Origin of the sequence: Streptomyces ossamyceticus, assembly GCF_001418475.1 — a bacterium.
GTDB classification, from domain to species: domain Bacteria; phylum Actinomycetota; class Actinomycetes; order Streptomycetales; family Streptomycetaceae; genus Streptomyces; species Streptomyces ossamyceticus.
Genome location: NZ_LIQX01000056.1, coordinates 1 through 18,288 on the forward strand (window position 1 = coordinate 1; position 18,288 = coordinate 18,288).

The following is an 18,288-nucleotide window of genomic DNA, read 5'->3' on the forward strand; positions in this document are numbered from 1 at the left end:
CCAGCACGGAGTTGAGTTCTGCCGGCTCGGTCTGGACGGTCGTACAGCTGCCGTCCTCCGTCGTGCCGACGATGTCCGTCACCTTGGCGAGCAGGCCGTCGGGGGCGCCGGGGGCGGGGGCGCTGGCGATGACATCGCCGACGGCGACGGGGTGCGAGCCCGCCGCCGGGGCGGACGCGGGGGCCGAACCCGACGCGGGGTCCCGCTCGGTCCCGGGGCCGTCACCCGCAGACCCCGAGTCGCTGCCGGACTCCGAGTCGCTCCGCGACCCCTTGTCCGGCCCCGAGTCCCGCTCCGCATCCGGGCGCTGTTCCGCCGCCGCGCCCGACCCCGATCCCGATCCCGACCCCGATCCCGACTCGTCGCCCGACTCGGCGTCCGATCCCGACCCCGGTCCCGTGGCGGCCGACTTCGACGGCGACGGGTCCGCCGTCGGCTCCGTGTCCCGCGCGGGCGGTGCGGCGATGACCGCGCGGCCGGTCTTCCTGTCGTACGACGCGACCTTGAGCGTGGACTTCTTCGCCTTGCCCTGGTCGACGGCGTTCCCGTCGGCCACGGCCGCGGGGGTGGCCCCGTCGGTCGGGGCGGAGACGACGGCGAGTTGCTCCTCCGCCGCCGCGGCCTCGGGGGTCTCGACCGCTGCCGCGCGCGCCTTGTCGGCGGTGGAGGACGAGTCCTGGGAGCAGCCGGTGGCCAGCAGGGTGGCGACGGTGATCGCCGAGAGGGCCGAGAGCAGGGCATGTCGTCTGAGTTTGTGCACGCGTGATCCTCGGGATCGGTGTGGTGGGGGGTGCGCTTACACGGGGGCGGCATGACGGCATGGCCGCGCGCATGACACGGCGGCGACAGATTACCGACGGTTACCGCTCAGTAGCTAAGCATGAGCATGCCAGCTCGGTCGAACGCCGCCATCCACTTCCGGCGGCTCCATGCAGTGACGTGAGTCACACTTACCGTGCAGAGCGGCCCGCACCTTGCCCGATGCCTCGACATCGGCCGCGAAGCATGAGTGAGCCGACGGCCGAGGAGATGGTCCACCAGCATCTCCCTGCCAGGCGTGCGGTGTTGGGAAAGCTGGGCGCCGGCACGGCCGACGCCGACGGAGAGACGGGCCGCCGGGTATGCCTCACCGGCGGGAACGAAGAAGCGAGCCGGACGTCGGCCCGTAGTGGGCGACGTCCGGCTCGCCGAGGGGAAGCCGGGGGCACCGGACGATCGCGCCGTCCGATGGCGGCGCGGGCCGGTGCCCCCTCGCGGTCGGCCGGGCCGGTCAGCGGTCGATCTGGCGCCGTTCGCTGCCGCCGCTGATCTGGATCTTGCGCGGCTTGGCCTTCTCCGCGATCGGGATGCGCAGCGTGAGGACGCCGGCCTCGTAGGAGGCGTCGACGCGCTCGGCGTCCAGGGTGTCGCCGAGGAAGAGCTGACGGGTGAACGTACCCGTCGGGCGCTCGGCGGCGACCAGTTCGGCTCCTTCGGGGGCCGGGGAGCGGCGCTCGGCGCGGACGTTCAGGACGTTGCGCTCGACGTCCAGGTCGATGGTCTCCGGGTCCACGCCGGGCAGGTCGAAGTGGACGATGAAGTCGTCGCCGGCCCGGTAGGCGTCCATCGGCATGACGGCCGGCCGGTTCTCGGTGCCGAACACCTGCTGCGCGAGCCGGTCGAACTCACGGAACGGGTCGGTACGCATGAGCATCACGGGTCACTCCTCTCCTCAGGCACTGGATGCGATGCCCGCTGATTTCCTACGCCTTCTTATATAACTCCGAGGAGGAAAGTTGACAAGCCTCGACTCAGCTTCGGCGAGTGGAGGGCTAGAAGGGTTAGCCTCGGGGCGGCAGCGCGCGACAGCCGGCGCTGCGACGACCAGGAGGCGGACGATGGCGAAGGTTCCTGCGGCGGCGGTGGCCGCGAGCGGGCTCATCGGCGGGTACGGGGTGGCCCGCTGGACGAAGAAGCGGCAGCTGGGCGGGGCCGTGCTGGCCATCGCCGGCGCCGCCGCGGCCCAGCAGTGGCAGCGGGCGGCCGGGGGCAGGGCCGCGGGCGCCCTGACCGCCGGGTACGTCGCCGCGTTCGCCGGGTCGCATCCCCTGGCGAAGAAGGTGGGCGCCTGGCCCGCGGTGTTCGGCGTGGCCGGAGCGGTGGCCCTGGCGTCCTGGGTGGTGGCCGATCGCAGGGCATGACGCGAAGCGTCCCAGCCCTGACGCGCCCGCACTGTACGGCTACTCCCGCCGGAACGCGCGCCGGTACGCGTACGGGCTGGTCCCGACCACCTTCTTGAACCGGTCACGGAAGGCCGTCGGGGAGCCGAAACCCGCCTGACCGGCGATGCGGTCGACCGTGTGGTCGGTGGACTCCAGGAGGTACTGGGCCCGGCGGACCCGCGCCCGGTGCAGCCACTGCAACGGTGTCGTGCCGGTCTGCTCCCGGAAGCGGCGGTTCAGCGTGCGGGCGCTGGTGCCGGCGTGGGCGGCGATGTCGTCCAGCGTGAGGTCCCGCTCCACGTTCGCCTCCAGCCAGCGCAGCAGGGGCTCCAGGGTCGCGCCGGCCGGGGCCGGGGGCTGGTCCTGGACGATGAACTGGGCCTGGCCGCCCTCGCGTTCCAGCGGCATGACGCACATCCGCGCGGTGAACGCGGCGACCGCCGAACCGTAGTCCTTCCTGATCATGTGCAGACACATGTCCAGCGCCGCGGCGGCGCCCGCCGAGGTCAGGAACTGGCCGTTGTCGACGTAGAGGACGTTCGGGTCGACGGTCACCCGCGGGTGCCGGGCGGCCAGGTCCGGGGCCGCGATCCAGTGGGTCGTGGCGCGCAGCCCGTCCAGCAGGCCCGTCGCCGCGAAGAGGAACGCGCCGACGCACACCGAGGCGATCCGTGTCCCGTCGGCCGCCGCCGCGCGCAGCGCCTCCGCCACGCCCGGCGGGAGCGGGGCGGTCGGGTCCGCCGTCCCCGGCAGGATGATCGTGTCGGCCTCCGCCAGCGCCTCCAGCCCGTACGGCGCCCGCACGGTGAACGGCCCCGCCGGCACCTCCGCGTCCCCCGTCGGCGAGCACACACGCACCCGGTACGCCTCCCGGCCGTCCGGCAGCCGGGCCCACCCGAAGGTGTCGATCGGGGCGGAGAGGTCGAACGGGATGACCTGGTCGAGCGCCAGTACGGCCACGGTGTGCATGGCGGGAGCGTAGGGCTCCGCCGGATTCTCGCCAAGCAGAGGCTCACTGTCCCCTCTCACCACGGACCCTGCTGGCGAGAATCCGTGGGGACCTGGCAATCCCGCCACTCCTACCGGCTCGTCGCCCGCCCTAGCGTCCCAGCGTGACCAAGTTGCTGCTCTCCCTCCACGTCCTCGCCGCGATCGTCGCCGTGGGGCCGATCACCGTCGCGGCCAGCATGTTCCCGCCGAGCGCCCGAAAGGCGCTGGCCAAACCCGGCAGCGAACAGGCCGTGTCGTCGCTGCGGCTGCTGCACCGGATCTGCCGGGTGTACGGCGGTGTCGGTATCGCGGTGCCCGCGCTCGGTTTCGTCACGGCGATGAGCATGGGGGTGCTCGGCGACGCCTGGCTGATCGCGTCGATGCTGCTGACGGCACTCGCGGCGATGGTGCTGCTGGCGCTGGTACTGCCCAGGCAGGAGGAGATCCTGGACGGGGTGACGGCCGGACCCCTGCCGGGGGACGAGGCGGAGGGCAGGAGTGAGGCGGGGCTCGTGGAAGGGGGTGCGGTCACCGTCGGGTCGGCGGTGAGCGTGCGGACCACGGCGCAACTCGCCATGTTCACCGGTGTGTTCAACCTGCTGTGGGCCACCGTGACGGTGCTGATGATCGTGCGGCCCGGGTCCACGACCGGGGCTTAGGGGTCCTTTCACTGTGAGTGTCCGATCAGGGCGCGTGGTCTGGTGCCGTGCATCGCAAGGCGCCGGAGCGCCCTCGTGGCGGGCCACGTGGGCGTTTCGGCAACGCGGCGAGGTGCGGTGCCAGACCACGCGCCCCGGACGGGCATAGTGAAAGGACCCCTAAGCAAAGCCTTGGCCTCACCCCGCCTTTCGCGATCCGGCCAGGGCGGGGCATGATCCGGCCATGCATCCACAGCAGTCCGCCTCGCAGTCCTACGTCGCCTCCGTGGGGGCCCGTCTCGCCGCCGATGAATGCCGTACCTGGTGGGAGGACTGGGCCGGGGTGCCCGTACTCGTCGGGCGGCGGGCCGACTTCAAGTGGCGCTGGATGGGGACGAAGCTGCACCTGTTCACCGTGGCGGCGGCGGTCCCGGAGATCACCATCCCGACGATCGCGACCTTCACGGATCAGGTGCTGGCGTACGCGAAGAAGACGAAGGGCGGGTTGCCGGCGGGGCTGCAGAACGGGGTCGCGGCCTTTCCCGTGCTCGTCAGCGACCGGGTCGATCCGGCGGCCGTGCGGTGGGCGGAGGCCGAGCAGCGCAACAAGTGGGCGTGCATGGCGCGGCCGGTCGTGGTGGACAGTGCGCAGCAGTACGTCGGCACGTACCGGGGGACGCCGGCGATCGGGCTGGTGTACTCGTCGTACTTCGAGCGCAAGGCCGCGCAGTACTTCTACGGGTGAGCCGGGCGCCTCATGGCTCGGGGTGCGCGGTTCGTTGGCGGGTGCGGGTGAGTGGCGGCCGTTCGCGCAGTTCCCCGCGCCCCTGAAAAGCGACCGGGGCTGCGCCCCGTGCTTTTCATGAAGGGGCGGGCCGCAGGCCCGATCCCTTCAGGGGCGCGGGGAACTGCGCGAGAAACCACAACGCACCCGCACCCGCCAACGAACCGCGCACCCCCGAGCCACTAGGCGCCCCGGCCCCCTCACCCGGCCGCGGACAGCGGCCGCGCGACCTCCTCCAACGACCTCCGCTCCGCCCGCACCGCGAGGAACGCCGCGACCAGCCCCGCCGCGCACATCAGCCCCGCGCCGATCTGGAACGCCAGCACCGTGTCGCCGACGGCGCCGGACTCCGTCAGGTCCGCGAAGACCAGCGGGCCGCTGATGCCGCCGGCCGCCGTGCCGATCGCGTAGAAGAACGCGATGGCCATGGCCCGGGTCTCCATGGGGAAGACCTCGGAGACCGTGAGGTACGCGCTGCTCGCCCCGGCCGACGCGAAGAACAGCACCACGCACCAGCTCACCGTGAGCGTGACCGCGTCGAGCGCGCCCCGGTCGAACAGCCAGGCCGTGCCGAAGAGAAGCACACCCGACAGCAGATACGTCGACGAGATCATCACCCGGCGGCCGACCGTGTCGAACAGCTTGCCGAGGAGCAGCGGGCCGAGGAAGTTGCCGGCGGCGATGAACGCGAAGTAGTAGCCGGTGTCGGAGGTGCGGACGTCGTAGAACGTGGTGAGGATCGCGCCGAAGCCGAAGGTGATCGCGTTGTAGAGGAACGCCTGCCCGATGAAGAGGGAGAAGCCGAGGACGGCGCGGCGGCGGTAGCGGGAGAAGACGGTGCGGGCGATGGTGGCGAAGCCGATGCTCTGGCGCTGGTGGATCGTCATCTCCCGGGTGGCCGGGGGCAGTCGGCGGCCCTTCTCGGCCTCGACCTGTCCCTCGATGTCCGCCACCAACTGTTCCGCCTCCTGCTCCCTGCCGTGGATCAGCAGCCAGCGGGGGCTCTCCGGGACGTTCCGGCGGACCAGCAGGATCACCAGGCCGAGCACCACACCGAGCGCGAACGTCAGCCGCCAGCCGACGTTCGCCGCGAACAGGTCCGTGTTCAGGGCGACGATCGACAGCAGCGAGCCCCCGATCGCGCCGAGCCAGAAGCTGCCGTTGATGACGATGTCGACGCGGCCCCGGTACTTGGACGGGATCAGCTCGTCGATCGCGGAGTTGATGGCCGCGTACTCACCGCCGATGCCGAAGCCGGTGAGGAAGCGGAAGAGGAAGAACCACCAGGAGGAGAAGGAGACGGCCGTCAGCGCGGTGGCGCCGAGATAGACCGCCAGCGTCACCATGAACAGCTTCTTGCGTCCGAAGCGGTCGGTGAGACGGCCGAAGAAGAGGGCGCCCGCACAGGCGCCCGCCACGTACAGGGCCGCCGCCGTGCCCGTCACCTGCGCGGAGCTGATCGGCAGACCGCTGCCCTGCTCGGAGAGCCGCCCGGCGATGTTCCCGACGACGGTGACCTCCAGGCCGTCGAGGATCCACACCGTGCCCAGTCCGATCACCACCATCCAGTGCCAGCGCGACCAGGGCAGACGGTCCAGGCGCGCGGGTACGGCGGTGGTGACCGTACCTCCCCCTTGCGGCGACTTCCGTTCGGTGACGGCCATCTGTGCGGCTCCCTCCTCCTCGAGCGAACCGCGTCCGAGTGCCCGTCGGACGGAGGACTACGCACCGGAGCCGGCCGTCACACAGCGACCCGAACGGCGGCCGCCCGGCCGGGTCACGCCCCCAGCGCGCGCGACACCGTGTAGATCAGCAGTCCGGCCAGTGAGCCCACCACCGTGCCGTTGATGCGGATGAACTGCAGGTCACGACCGATGTTGGCCTCGATCTTCCTCGTCGTGTGCTCCGGGTCCCACGCCGCGACCGTGTCGGTGATGAGGGAGGTGATCTCCTTGCGGTAGGTGGTGACGACGTGGACGGCGGCGCCCTCGACCCACTTGTCGACCTTGGCCTGCGCCGACGGCTCGGTGGCCATCCGTGTGCCCAGGGACAGCAGTGACGCCCGCACCCGCAGCCGCAGTTCGCTGCGCTCGTCCTCGGCGGCGGACACGACCATGGAGCGTACGGCGGTCCAGGCGGCGGCGATGAGGTCCTGGACCTCGCCCCGGTCGAGCATCTCGCCCTTCAGGCGCTCGATGCGCGCGCGGGTGTCGGTGTCGGACTGGAGGTCCCGGGCGAAGTCGGTGAGGAAGCGGTCCAGGGCGCCGCGCGCCGGGTGCGTGGGCGAGTCCCGCATCTCGGAGACGAATCGGAGCAGTTCCTTGTAGACGCGCTCGCCGATCCGCTTGTCGACGAAGCGCGGGGTCCAGCCGGGGGCGCCGCCCTCGACCGCGTCCATGACCTGGTCGTCGTGGAGGATCAGCCAGTTCTGGGCGCGGGCGCAGATCAGGTCCACGGCCCGCCGGTGGCCGCCGTCGGTGACGATCCGCTCCAGCATCTTCCCTATGCCGGGCCCGATCTCCTGGCTGCCCGCCCGCCGGGTGATGGCCTCCCCGACCACGGCCTGCACATCGGTGTCGCGCAGCACGGTGAGGGCGCCGCGCATCGCGGTCGCCAACTCCTCGGTCACCCGGTCGGCGTTCTGCGGCTCGGCGAGCCACGCGCCGAGCCGGCTGCCGATGCCGACGGAGCGCAGCCGTTGCCGGACCACGTCCTGGGAGAGGAAGTTCTCCCCGACGAACTCACCCAGCGAGACGCCCAGTTGGTCCTTCTTGCGGGGAATGATCGCGGTGTGCGGGATGGGGATGCCGAGGGGGTGCCGGAACAGGGCGGTCACGGCGAACCAGTCCGCCAGCGCACCCACCATGCCCGCCTCCGCGGCCGCCGCGACATAGCCCGCCCAGGCTCCGGCGCCTTCGTGGGAGGCCCACTTCGCCAGGATGTACACCACCGCCACGAACAGCAGCAGCCCGGCGGCGGTCAGCTTCATCCGCCGGACGCCCCGCTGCTTCTCCTCGTCGGCCGCGCTGAACGTGGTCATCGTGCGATGCGACACACGTGGCGCATCGGATCCGCCGGACGCGTCCGCCGCGGCCCGCGCGCCCGGCGTGGTGTCCGTCACCTCGCCGACGGGGCCACCGGGGAGGGAACGCTGTCCCGGGGTGCCGTTCTCTTCCGGTTTCGTACGGTTCATTCACTCCACCCGTTCCTGTCCCCCGTGCACATTGTCCCCTTCTCGGTCCCTTGGTGACCTACTGCATGACGTACTCCTGGAACGCGACAGGAGTTCCCCGCGTCTGTCCGGACGGGGGAACCGATGGGGGTTCTCACTGACCGCCCCCATCCCATGCCGCATCATGGGGTGATCACCACGGAGCCTTGGGGCTCCATTGCCCGAGGAGCCACACACCGCATGACCAAGCGTTACGGTTATGCACTGCTGGCGGCCATGACCGCCCTGATCGTCGCCGTCTCGGCGGCCATATACGTCGGAGTCGGCATCGACGACGGAAGCCGGCGCCAGGAGACCTTCGCCAGCGCACCGCGCAATCCCGCCGCCCCCGCCTCCACCGGGGTCTGGGTCGGCGCCTGGTCGGCGTCGCCGAGCGGATCCGAGCCGGGCACCGAGACGAACGGCCTCGCCGGCCGCTCGGTGCGCAACGTCGTGCACAGCTCCGCCGCGGGTACGAGTGCCCGCGTCACGCTGTCCAATCTCTACGGCCAGCAGCCCCTGACCGTCACCCACGCCTCACTCGCGGTCGCCGCCGCGGTGAACAGCCCGGCGGCAGCGGCCGACACCATGCGCCGGCTCACCTTCGGCGGGCGCACGACCGTGGTCATCGCCGCAGGTCAGCAGGTGGTCAGCGATGTCGTACGGATCGCGATCCCGCACGACAGCGACGTACTGATCACCACCTATTCGCCCACCCCGTCCGGGCCCACGACCTTCCACGCGCACGCCCGGCAGATCTCGTACACCGCCGAGGGCGACCAGGCGGCGGACGTCACCGGGACGCCGTACACCACGCAGAGCATGCACTGGCGGTACGTCACCGCGCTGGACGTGCTGAGCAGGGAGTCCGCGGGCACCGTCGTGGTCCTCGGCGACTCGCTGACCGACGGGATCACCTCGACCGTCGGGGAGAACCGCCGCTGGACGGACGTCCTCTCCGACCGGCTGCGGGCCGCCGGCTCCTCCGACGTGCCCCGCTACACCGTCGTCAACCAGGGCATCAGCGGCAACCAGGTCCTCGCCAACGGACGTGGCCGCCCCGCCGACAACCCCAGTGGCCTGTCCCGCTTCCCGCGCGACGTGCTCGGCCGGACCGGTGTCAAGGCCGTCGTCGTCGACCTGGGCGTCAACGACATCCTGAAGAACCCCGGCCAGGCCGACCCCGAGACGATCGTCGCCGGCCTGCGCGGACTCGTCGACCTGGCGCACGCGCGCGGTCTGCGTGTCGTCGGCGCCACGCTGATGCCGTTCAGCGGCCACCGCGGCTACACCGAGCAGCGCGAGTCCGTACGCCAGGCCATCAACGCCCGCATCCGCTCCGGCAAGGTCTTCGACGCGTTCGTCGACTTCGACAAGGCGCTCCGCGACCCGTACGCCCCCGGCCGGCTGCGCTCCGACTACGACTCGGGCGACCACCTCCACCCGAGCGACAAGGGCTACGAGCGGATGGGGCAGGTCTTCGACCTCAAGGCGCTGAAGGGCGCGGTCCCGGCCGACCTGTAGGGCGGGCGGGCCGCCGGGGCCACGGGGCGGACGCTCCGCCTCAGTGGCCCTTGCCCAGTTCGCGGCGGGCCCGGCGGCGTTCCAGCCGTTCCTGCCGCCGGGCCTCCTTCAGCCGCTGCCGCTCGGCCTTGGGGAGCTTGCGCTCGACGCCGACGCCGCCCCAGAAGGCGAACCCGGTGATGACCACACGAGGGGCGCCGGGCTCGCCCGGTTCGCCCTCCTCGCGGTGGTCGAAGCCGCCCATGACGCCGATGCCACGGACGACGACCTCGACGCCGGGCGGCACGATCACATTGATCCCGCCCATGACGGCCACACAGTTGATGGTGACCTCGCGCTCCGCGAAGTACGCGTCCCTCAGGTCCAGTTCACCGCCGCCCCAGAACGCGAAGCAATCGAACCGCTCGGGCACCGTCCAGCTGCCCTTGCGCTCGAAGCCGGACATCACCGCCACGCCCCACGTCGACGAGCCCTGCCCACCGACGATCCGCACCGCCCAACTCCCGCTCTCCGCAGTCCCCTTCACCAGGGAGACGGACGGCGGCGCCACCGCCGCGGCGCCCGGCAGATCACGGGTGATCGGCGCCAACTCACCGTAGGTGCGCGCCCGGTAGGTGGCGTCCAGCCGTTCCCCGAACTCCTCCATGTCGAGCCGCCCCTCCGCGAGGGCGTCCCGCAACTGCTCGGCGACCCGTTCACGGTCGGCGTCGGAGGCACGGAGGTCCGCGTCGGAGGCACGGAGGTCCGCGGCGGCCGGCAGGTCCGGGAGATCGTCCGTCATACGGCTCAGCCTACGAGGAACCCCGGCCCCCGGCTACGAGACCGACTGTCCCGGCTCCCCCACCCGCTCCGCCTGCTGCGCGTACATCTGGGCGATCACCGCCTCGATGTCCGGCTCCCGCACCGACAGGTCCACCAGCGGATACTCCGACGCGATCCGCGCCACCAGCGGGGCCGCCGACTCCGACGCCGGGAACGCCAGCCACTGCCGGGGCCCCTCCACCCGTACGACCCGGGCGGGCGCCGCCTCGATCGGGGGCAGCTCGCGCTCCAGGTCGACGACGAGGGTCCGCTCGCTCTCCCCCACCTCGTGCAGCCCCGTCAGCGGACCGTCGTACATCAGCCGGCCGTGGTCGATGACCATCACCCGGCGGCACAACTGCTCGATGTCCTGGAGGTCGTGCGTGGTGAGCAGCACGGTCGTGCCGCGCTCGGTGTTGAGATCCTTCAGGAACGCACGGACCTTCGCCTTGCTGATGACGTCGAGCCCGATCGTCGGCTCGTCCAGATACAGCACCTCGGGGTCGTGCAGCAGCGCTGCCGCGATGTCGCCGCGCATGCGCTGACCGAGGGAGAGCTGCCGCACGGGCACGTCCAGCAGGTCGCCGAGTTCGAGGAGTTCGACACAGCGGTCCAGGTTCTCGCGGTAACGGGCGTCGGGGATGCGGTACATGCGGTGCATCAGCCGGTACGAGTCGATGAGCGGCAGGTCCCACCACAGGGTGGTGCGCTGTCCGAAGACGACACCGATCCGGCGGGCCAGCCGCGTCCGTTCACGGGACGGGTCGATGCCCGCGACCCGCACCCGGCCGCCACTCGGCGTCAGGATGCCCGTCAGCATCTTGATGGTCGTGGACTTCCCCGCGCCGTTCGGGCCGATGTAACCGACCATCTCACCGCGCGGCACGGTGAAGGAGATCGAGTCCACGGCCCGCACCTCACGCCGCTCCCGCCGCAGGAACCCGGTCTTCCTCCGGACGTCGAAGACCTTCTCGACCCGGTCGAGTTCGATGAACCGCTCGTCCATGTGTCCCTAACTCCCCGTGCTCCGGTACGAACGCAGCCCCGCCCGCCATGCCGCGCCGGCGAGCGCGCAGCAGGCCACCGCCACCAGCGGCGGCGCGAACGCCAGCCAGTGGGGCACGTCGAGCGGGTAGGGGCGGCCCAGGACGTACAGCCCGGGCAGCCAGTTGACGAAGGCCAGCGGCAGGACGAACGTCACCCCGCGCAGCAGGTCCTTGGCGAAGAGGGCCGGCGGGTACTGCAGAAGCGTGGCACCGCCGTACGTGAAGGCGTTCTGCACCTCGGAGGCGTCCTGCGCGACGAACTGGAAGGCCGCGCCCCCGACGAACACCGCCCCGAAGATGAACCCGCCGCTGACCACCATCATCGGGAGCATCAACACCTTCAGCGGCGTCCAGGCGATGTCCAGCGTGGTCAGCGCGTAGCCGAGGATCACGGCGCCCTGGGTGATCCGGCCGAGGCGGCGCAGCGCGAACTTGTCGGCGGCGACCTGCGCGAGCACCGGAGCGGGCCGGACGAGCAGGGTGTCCAGCGTGCCGTCGCGGACCCGGCGCCCGAGCCGGTCCATGGAGCCGATCATCAGGTCGGCGAGACCGAAGGCCATCGCGGACGTGCCGTACAGCAGGGCGATCTCGGACAGGGTGAAGCCGCCCAACTCGTCGACCTGGGAGAACATCAGCAGGATCGCGACGAAGTCGAAGGCGGTGGCGGCGAAGTTGCCGAAGGCCGTCATCACGAAGGAGGCGCGGTACGCCATCGTGGAGCGGATCCACATGGCGGCGATCATGCGGTAGGCGCGCAGCCCGTCCCGGAGCCGGCTGTACGGGCCGTACGCACCGAACGGCTCCTCCTCCGTCACCCTCGCCACCGGGCGCTCGTCGACGTCAGCCACCCTGGACCACCACCTTCCGCGTGGCCGCCGACTGGATCAGCCGCCCCACCGCCAGCAGCACGACCGCCCAGCCCGCCTGGAACGCGAACGTGCCCCACACGTCGGCCTCGCCCAGCAGCACGTCGGCGGGCGCCTGGAGCAGCGCGGACCACGGCAGGAGGCGGGCGAGGTCGCCGAGGGCGCCGGGGAAGACGTTCAGCGGCAGCAGCATGCCGGAGAAGAAGACCCCCGTGAGCCAGGTGATCTGCATCGCTCCGGCGCCGTCGAGGAGCCAGAACGCCCACAGGGCGACGATGTATCGGATCGCGAAGCTCACCACGGCTCCGAGGGCGACCGCGACGAGGCAGGCCAGCCAGGGCAGGGCACTGGGCGGCAGCGCGAGATCGAAGAACAGGGCACCGCACAGCATGGGAACGACCCCGCGTCCGAGCAGCTGGAACAGGGCCCGCCCCAGGTCCGCGGCGAGCCACCACAACTGGAGGTCGGCGGGCCGGTACAGGTCGACCGCGATGTCACCCGTGCGGATCCGCTCGATGAGCTCCTCCTCGAATCCGGCGCTTCCCAGCACCATGACCGCGAACATCGCCTGGCCCACCCACACATAGGTGAGTGCCTGCGCCTGGTCGTAGCCACCGAGGTGGGGCTTCTCCTGCCAGAGGGCGATGTAGGTGTATGCGAGGATGAAGCCGAAGACGGTGTTGGTGAACACCCCCGCCGCGGTGGCCACCCGATACGTCGCGTACCGCCTGAAGCCACCGGCGGCGACGGCGGCGTACAACCGCCCAGTGCCCACGAGGAAACTCCCATCCGCTGCGAAGAGTCAGGCGAAAGACCGAGGCCGATCCGGGCCGAAGCGCGAAAGCCTAGTCCGCGGCCGGATCGGTGTGCCAGGCGTTTTCGGGTCGGGCGGTGGTGCCCCCCGGGGCGTACGAGGCGCGTGCCGGTGTCCGGGAACGGATCAGCCGGTACGAGTGTCTTCACTCAGGGGTGCAGAACTTGCCCGGAGCGGGCGCAAAGCGTACGAGGCCGTACGGAAATGAACGTACGACGCGGAAACAGGAGCACGGCAGCACGATGAGCGACGAGCCGCAGCCGAAGCGGAACGGCCCGGGCCGGACACCGGGAGAACCGGAGCGCCGGACCCCGGGCACGCCCCGGAACCCCGCCGAGCCGCGCCCGGGCACGCCCCCGGAGCCCCCGACGACCGGCACCGGGCCCGGCTCGTCCCCCGGCGACCGACCGGGCTCGCCCCCGGCCGACGGCCCCGACCGCCCCTCGGGCGGACGGCCGAACCAGCCGACCGGCGGACGGCGCGAGCCGGGCGCGGCCTCGGGTGAACGGTCGGGTTCGGGTGCAGGTTCGGGTTCGGGTTCGGGTTCGGCCTCGGCTTCAGGCGGACGGTCGGGTTCGGCCTCGGGGTCGGCCTCGGGGTCGGCCTCGGGCGGGCGGCCCGGTGCGGCGAGCGGCGCCAGGTCCGGTGCGGGCTCGGCGGCACCGGCCGTCGGCCGGCCCGGCACCGGCGGTCGGTCGACCTCCGCTTCGGGTTCAGGTACGGGCTCCGCGGCTCCGGCCGTCGGCCAGCCCGGCACCGGAACCGGCACCGGCGGTCGGTCGACCTCCGCATCCGGCGGCGAGCGCTCGGCGGCGACCGGTGCGACGTCCGGCCGGCCGTCCTCGGCGACGGAGGACGGGACCGGTCGGCAGACCGGTGGACCGTCCGGCCCCGCGAAGGGCGGCCCCTCGGGGCGGTCCTCCGACGGGGGCTCCGGTTCGGGGGCCCAGGGTCACGGAGCCGGGCAGCGCAGCGGCACGTCCGGCGGGGGCAAATCGCTCTCGCCGAGCGCCGGGACGGCAGCCGGCGGTGCGGCCGCGCGGACCTCCGGCGGGGCGGGGGCTCCGGAGAGCGACGCCGAGCTGACCATGCCGCTGAGCGTCACCCGTCCCGAGAAGTCCGGGTCGGCGAAGCCCGGCTCGGCGAAGCCCGGCTCCACGGGCGGCGGCAAGCCGGGCCCGGCGGCGGCCGGTGACGCCGAGATGACCATGACCCTGGGTGTCACGCGCGCGGGCGCGAAGCCCGGCGGCAAGCGGCCCGGCGGCGCGGCGGGGGCTGCCGGCGCGGCGGCAGCCGGTGGCGCGGCTTCGGCCGCGGCCGGTGGCGGTGCGGCCGCGGCGGCCGGCGGGATGCGTGCCGGTAGGGCCGGCATCACGAGCGGCCTCGCGGCAGCCGGAGCCGCCGGCGCGGTAGGCGCGGCCGGTGCGGGCGCCGGTGGGGGCGCGGCGACCGCCGTCGTTCCCGCTGTCGCACCCTCCGACGTGCCCGATGTCACCCCGGCCGCCGGCGGCAAGGGCAAGAAGCCGAAGCGGCCCAAGCGGACCGGGTGGCGGCGGTTGTTCCCGACCTGGCGCATGGTGCTCGGCAGCTTCGTGATCGTGACCATGCTGATCATCGGTGCCTTCGTGCTGGGCTACAACCTGGTCCACATCCCGAAGCCGCAGGAACTCGCCACCAAGCAGAGCAACGTCTACCTCTACGCGGACGGCACCCAGATCGCCCGCGACGGCGAGGTCAACCGCGAGAACGTCCCCCTGTCGAAGGTCTCCAAGGCCGCCCAGCACGCCGTACTGGCCGCCGAGGACCGCGACTTCTATTCCGAGCCGGCCATCGACCCCAAGGCGATGATCCGCGCCGCCTGGAACACCGCGAGCGGCAAGGGCAAGCAGTCCGGCTCTACGATCACCCAGCAGTACGTGAAGAACTACTACCTGGCGCAGGACCAGACCGTCACCCGCAAGGTGAAGGAGTTCTTCATCGCGATCAAGCTGGACCGCGAGGTCACCAAGGACGAGATCCTCGAGGGCTACCTCAACACCAGCTTCTTCGGCCGCAACGCCTACGGCATCCAGGCGGCGGCCCAGGCCTACTACGGCGTCGACGCCGACGAACTCTCCCCCCAGCAGGGCGCCTACCTCGCCGCGCTCGTCAACGCGCCGAGCATGTACGACGTCGTCGCCCACCCGGAGAACAAGGCCGCGGCCGTCGCCCGCTGGAACTACGTCCTCGACGGCATGGTGAAGGAGGGCTGGCTCAAGCAGTCCGAGCGCACCGGCATGAAGTTCGACATGCCGAAGCAGACCACCACGTCCACCGCGTTCTCCGGGCAGCGCGGCTACCTGGTCGAGGCCATCAAGTCGTACCTCGTCGAGCACAAGATCATCGACGAGGAGGCGCTGGAGAACGGCGGTGGATACCGCATCACCACCACCATCCAGCCCAAGATGCAGGACGCGTTCATCAAGGCCGTCGACGACAAGCTGATGGACAAGCTCGACAAGAAGAACCGCAAGGTCGACAACTACGTCCGCGCCGGCGGTGTCTCCATCGACCCGAAGACCGGCAAGGTCATCGCGATGTACGGAGGCATCGACTACCTCAAGCAGTACGTCAACAACGCCACCCGGCGTGACTATCAGGTCGGTTCGACGTTCAAGCCGTTCGTGTTCACCGCGGCCGTGGAGAACAACTCCAACAACCAGTCCGGCCAGGCGATCACTCCGAACACCATCTACGACGGTGCCAGCGAGCGCCCCGTCGTCGGCTGGCCCGGCGAGCAGTACGCCCCGGAGAACGAGGACTACGTCGACTACGGCAACATCACGGTCCGTCAGGCCACCGACAAGTCCGTGAACTCGGTGTACGCGCAGATGGCCGTCGACGTCGGCCCCGCGAAGGTCGAGAGGACCGCGATCGACCTGGGCATCCCGAAGAACACCCCCGACATGAACCCGTACCCGTCGATCGCGCTGGGCACGGCGACCGCGAGCGTGCTCGACATGGCGGAGGCGTACGCCACCCTCGCCAACCACGGCCGGCACGGCACGTACACGATGATCGAGCGGATCACCAAGGACGGCGAGGAGATAAGGCTCCCGTCGACGGACCCCCAGCAGGCCGTGAGCCGTCAGGCCGCCGACACCACCACCTCCGTCCTGCGGAGCGTGGTCCAGGGCGGTACGGCCACCGCCGCGCAGGCGTCCGGGCACCCGGCCGCCGGCAAGACCGGTACGGCGGAGGAGGACAAGGCGGCCTGGTTCGCCGGCTACACCCCGGACCTCGCCACCGTCGTCTCCGTGATGGGCCAGGACCCCAAGACGGGCGTCCACAAGCCGCTGTACGGCGCGATGGGCCTCCAGCGCATCAACGGCGGTGGGGCGCCCACGGAGATCTGGGCGCAGTTCACCAAGACCGCCCTGAAGGGCAAGAAGGTCAAGGACTTCGACCTGGAGCTCCAGGAGGGCGCGGACGTGGTCGTGGTGCCCCCGAGCACCCCGCCGGACGAGCCCGGCGCCACCGGTGACGAGGACGACGGCGGCACCACGGGCGGCGAGGAGACCGGCGGTCAGACGGACGGCGGCACCACGGGCGACCCCACTGACGGGGGCGCCACCACGGGCGGCGGCGACACGACGACGACCGGCGGCGGAGAGACCACCGGCGGCGGCCCCACGACCGGGGGCGGGACCGCCGACGGCGGCGCGGCCACCGGGGGCGGAGGCACCGCGGACGGCGGAGCCGCCACCGGGGGCGGGACGGACAGCGGCGGAACGGCCGACGGCGGGGGCGGCGGCGCGGACGTCGGAGGCGGGACGACGGAGGGGACGTTCCCCTGACGCCGGGCCCGGACCGCCGGGACCGATAGCGCCGCGCGCGGCTGAAGCGGCGCGAGAGACGGCGAGTGAAAGCCGGAGGGGGCTGGTGACGTGGTCACCAGCCCCCTCCCGTGTATGGCGGGGTATCCGCCGGAGTGCGCTGCAGGTCGCGCTACAGGTACAGGCCCGTGGAGTCCTCCGAGCCCTCGAACCGGTCCGCGGCCACGGCGTGCAGGTCCCGCTCGCGCATCAGGACGTACGCGACGCCCCTGACCTCGACCTCGGCCCGGTCCTCCGGGTCGAAGAGGACACGGTCGCCCGGCTCGACCGTCCGGACGTTCTGCCCGACCGCGACGACCTCGGCCCAGGCGAGCCGCCGGCCGACCGCCGCCGTCGCGGGGATCAGGATGCCGCCGCCCGAACGCCGCTCGCCCTCGGCGGTGTCCTGCCGCACGAGCACCCGGTCGTGCAGCATCCTGATGGGCAATTTGTCGTGTTGGCTCTTCTCGCTCACGCCCCCGAACCTACCTGTCTTCGTCAGCCCCTGCGGCGTCGAGTGCCGAGGGCGAGCAGCCCCACGACCCCGACGAGGACGAGCGCCACCGGGACGATGCGCTCCAGCCGGGGCGCCCCGTCCTCGTCGACGAGCCGGCCCTTCGCGTCGCTGACCACCCGGTTGACCGAGACATAGGCCTTGCCGAGGGTGTGGTCGATGTTGGAGACGACCTTCGCCCGGGCGTCACCGACAATGGTCTTCGGGTGCACCCGGACGCCGATCTCGTCGAGCGTCTCCGCGAGGGTGTCGCGGCGGCGCTTGATGTCCGCCTCGATCTCGGCCGGGGTTCTGGTGTCCGAGGTGTCCGCCACCGCGCTGCCTCCCGCTGTCCGTCATTAACTGTTTGCGGACAGTCTGTCAGCTGGACGGAGGACCGCGGCGTCAGGGCCCGCGGTTACGCTGGTCCGATGAGCGAGCGACTCCAGCCCGGGGACGTGGCCCCCGCCTTCACCCTCCCGGACGCCGACGGCAACGAGGTGTCCCTGTCCGACCACAAGGGCCGCAAGGTCATCGTCTACTTCTACCCGGCCGCCCTGACCCCCGGCTGCACGAAGCAGGCCTGCGACTTCACCGACAACCTGGACCTGCTGGCCGGTGCCGGGTACGACGTCATCGGCGTCTCCCCCGACAAGCCGGAGAAGCTGGCCAAGTTCCGCGAGAAGGAGTCCCTGAAGGTCACCCTCGTCGGCGACCCCGACAAGGCGGTCCTGGAGGCGTACGGCGCCTTCGGCGAGAAGAAGCTCTACGGCAAGGTCGTCACGGGCGTCATCCGCTCGACGATCGTCGTCGACGAGGAGGGCAAGGTCGAACGAGCCCTCTACAACGTGAAGGCGACCGGCCACGTAGCGAAGATCATCAAGGACCTGGGCATCTGACCCCACCCACCCCCCGAGAACGGCTCGCCCCGGCCCCCCGGCACGAGCCGTTCCGCACATCACCCACCGTGACCGCCCGCCCAGCGATTCGTTACTCCATGCGAGACCACGAACAGGTGGCCGGAACGGCTCGTGCCGGGGGGCCGGGGCGAGCCGTTCTCGGGGGG

17 protein-coding genes and 1 pseudogene are annotated in these 18,288 nt (G+C 71.6%); 6 read left to right on the top strand and 12 right to left on the bottom strand.

The features are described from left to right. Positions 1-760: pseudogene (locus AOK15_RS43635) on the bottom strand (hypothetical protein); the annotation flags it as partial. Positions 761-1,270: 510 nt separating this feature from the next. Continuing rightward, complete coding sequence (locus AOK15_RS05275; protein WP_055513272.1) at positions 1,271-1,693, bottom strand: Hsp20/alpha crystallin family protein; 423 nt, start codon at positions 1,691-1,693, stop codon at positions 1,271-1,273. A gap of 184 nt (positions 1,694-1,877) precedes the next feature. Here AOK15_RS05275 and AOK15_RS05280 point away from each other — a divergent pair, with 184 nt between their 5' ends. After that, a complete protein-coding gene (locus AOK15_RS05280; protein ID WP_055513274.1) occupies positions 1,878-2,180 on the top strand; it encodes a hypothetical protein in 303 nt (100 codons plus the stop codon). A gap of 39 nt (positions 2,181-2,219) precedes the next feature. Here AOK15_RS05280 and AOK15_RS05285 read toward each other — a convergent pair whose 3' ends face one another. Continuing rightward, on the bottom strand, positions 2,220-3,170 hold the full coding sequence (locus AOK15_RS05285; protein ID WP_055513276.1) for a GlxA family transcriptional regulator: 951 nt from the start codon (positions 3,168-3,170) through the stop codon (positions 2,220-2,222). 143 nt (positions 3,171-3,313) lie between these two features. Between AOK15_RS05285 and AOK15_RS05290 the strand changes: the two genes are divergently transcribed. Together AOK15_RS05290 and AOK15_RS05295 are read left to right on the top strand one after the other, a co-directional pair. Then, the gene (locus AOK15_RS05290; RefSeq protein WP_055513277.1) at positions 3,314-3,850 is read left to right on the top strand and encodes a hypothetical protein; all 537 of its coding nucleotides are present in this window, start codon (positions 3,314-3,316) and stop codon (positions 3,848-3,850) included. 223 nt (positions 3,851-4,073) lie between these two features. Then, entirely contained in the window at positions 4,074-4,574 is a 501-nt protein-coding gene (locus AOK15_RS05295) for a hypothetical protein (RefSeq protein WP_055513279.1), read from the top strand. A gap of 239 nt (positions 4,575-4,813) precedes the next feature. Here AOK15_RS05295 and AOK15_RS05300 read toward each other — a convergent pair whose 3' ends face one another. Together AOK15_RS05300 and AOK15_RS05305 are read right to left on the bottom strand one after the other, a co-directional pair. Next, positions 4,814-6,277, bottom strand: coding sequence for an MFS transporter (locus tag AOK15_RS05300; protein ID WP_055513281.1), 1,464 nt, complete (start codon positions 6,275-6,277; stop codon positions 4,814-4,816). 113 nt (positions 6,278-6,390) lie between these two features. Beyond that, positions 6,391-7,806, bottom strand: a complete 1,416-nt coding sequence (locus tag AOK15_RS05305; protein WP_420876857.1) for a DUF445 domain-containing protein — start codon at positions 7,804-7,806, stop codon at positions 6,391-6,393. 219 nt (positions 7,807-8,025) lie between these two features. On the opposite strand from AOK15_RS05305, the gene AOK15_RS05310 reads away from it, so the two are divergent. Then, entirely contained in the window at positions 8,026-9,348 is a 1,323-nt protein-coding gene (locus AOK15_RS05310) for an SGNH/GDSL hydrolase family protein (RefSeq protein ID WP_055513283.1), read from the top strand. A gap of 40 nt (positions 9,349-9,388) precedes the next feature. On the opposite strand, the gene AOK15_RS05315 is transcribed toward AOK15_RS05310, so the two are convergent. The 5 genes from AOK15_RS05315 to AOK15_RS44835 all read right to left on the bottom strand — a co-directional run bounded on the left by AOK15_RS05315 (position 9,389) and on the right by AOK15_RS44835 (position 14,085). Next, on the bottom strand, positions 9,389-10,129 hold the full coding sequence (locus tag AOK15_RS05315; protein ID WP_055513284.1) for a DUF1707 SHOCT-like domain-containing protein: 741 nt from the start codon (positions 10,127-10,129) through the stop codon (positions 9,389-9,391). 33 nt (positions 10,130-10,162) lie between these two features. After that, complete coding sequence (locus tag AOK15_RS05320; protein WP_055513286.1) at positions 10,163-11,155, bottom strand: ABC transporter ATP-binding protein; 993 nt, start codon at positions 11,153-11,155, stop codon at positions 10,163-10,165. 6 nt (positions 11,156-11,161) lie between these two features. Next, complete coding sequence (locus AOK15_RS05325) at positions 11,162-12,019, bottom strand: ABC transporter permease (protein WP_240508311.1); 858 nt, start codon at positions 12,017-12,019, stop codon at positions 11,162-11,164. Between the two features lie 16 nt (positions 12,020-12,035). Continuing rightward, on the bottom strand, positions 12,036-12,836 hold the full coding sequence (locus AOK15_RS05330; protein WP_055513290.1) for an ABC transporter permease: 801 nt from the start codon (positions 12,834-12,836) through the stop codon (positions 12,036-12,038). A gap of 991 nt (positions 12,837-13,827) precedes the next feature. Then, the gene (locus AOK15_RS44835; protein ID WP_157870158.1) at positions 13,828-14,085 is read right to left on the bottom strand and encodes a hypothetical protein; all 258 of its coding nucleotides are present in this window, start codon (positions 14,083-14,085) and stop codon (positions 13,828-13,830) included. On the opposite strand from AOK15_RS44835, the gene AOK15_RS05340 reads away from it, so the two are divergent. Next, positions 14,078-16,711: a transglycosylase domain-containing protein gene (locus AOK15_RS05340; RefSeq protein ID WP_420876858.1), complete on the top strand. Its 2,634-nt coding sequence runs from the start codon at positions 14,078-14,080 to the stop codon at positions 16,709-16,711. The two genes, AOK15_RS44835 and AOK15_RS05340, sit on opposite strands and share 8 nt — an antisense overlap. 151 nt (positions 16,712-16,862) lie before the next feature. On the opposite strand, the gene AOK15_RS05345 is transcribed toward AOK15_RS05340, so the two are convergent. Further along, positions 16,863-17,165, bottom strand: coding sequence for a GroES family chaperonin (locus AOK15_RS05345; protein WP_055513294.1), 303 nt, complete (start codon positions 17,163-17,165; stop codon positions 16,863-16,865). Positions 17,166-17,227: 62 nt separating this feature from the next. Beyond that, complete coding sequence (locus AOK15_RS05350) at positions 17,228-17,557, bottom strand: DUF3618 domain-containing protein (protein WP_055513296.1); 330 nt, start codon at positions 17,555-17,557, stop codon at positions 17,228-17,230. 96 nt (positions 17,558-17,653) lie between these two features. On the opposite strand from AOK15_RS05350, the gene bcp reads away from it, so the two are divergent. Next, entirely contained in the window at positions 17,654-18,121 is a 468-nt protein-coding gene (gene bcp, locus AOK15_RS05355) for a thioredoxin-dependent thiol peroxidase (protein ID WP_055513298.1), read from the top strand. Positions 18,122-18,288: the final 167 nt, after the last annotated feature.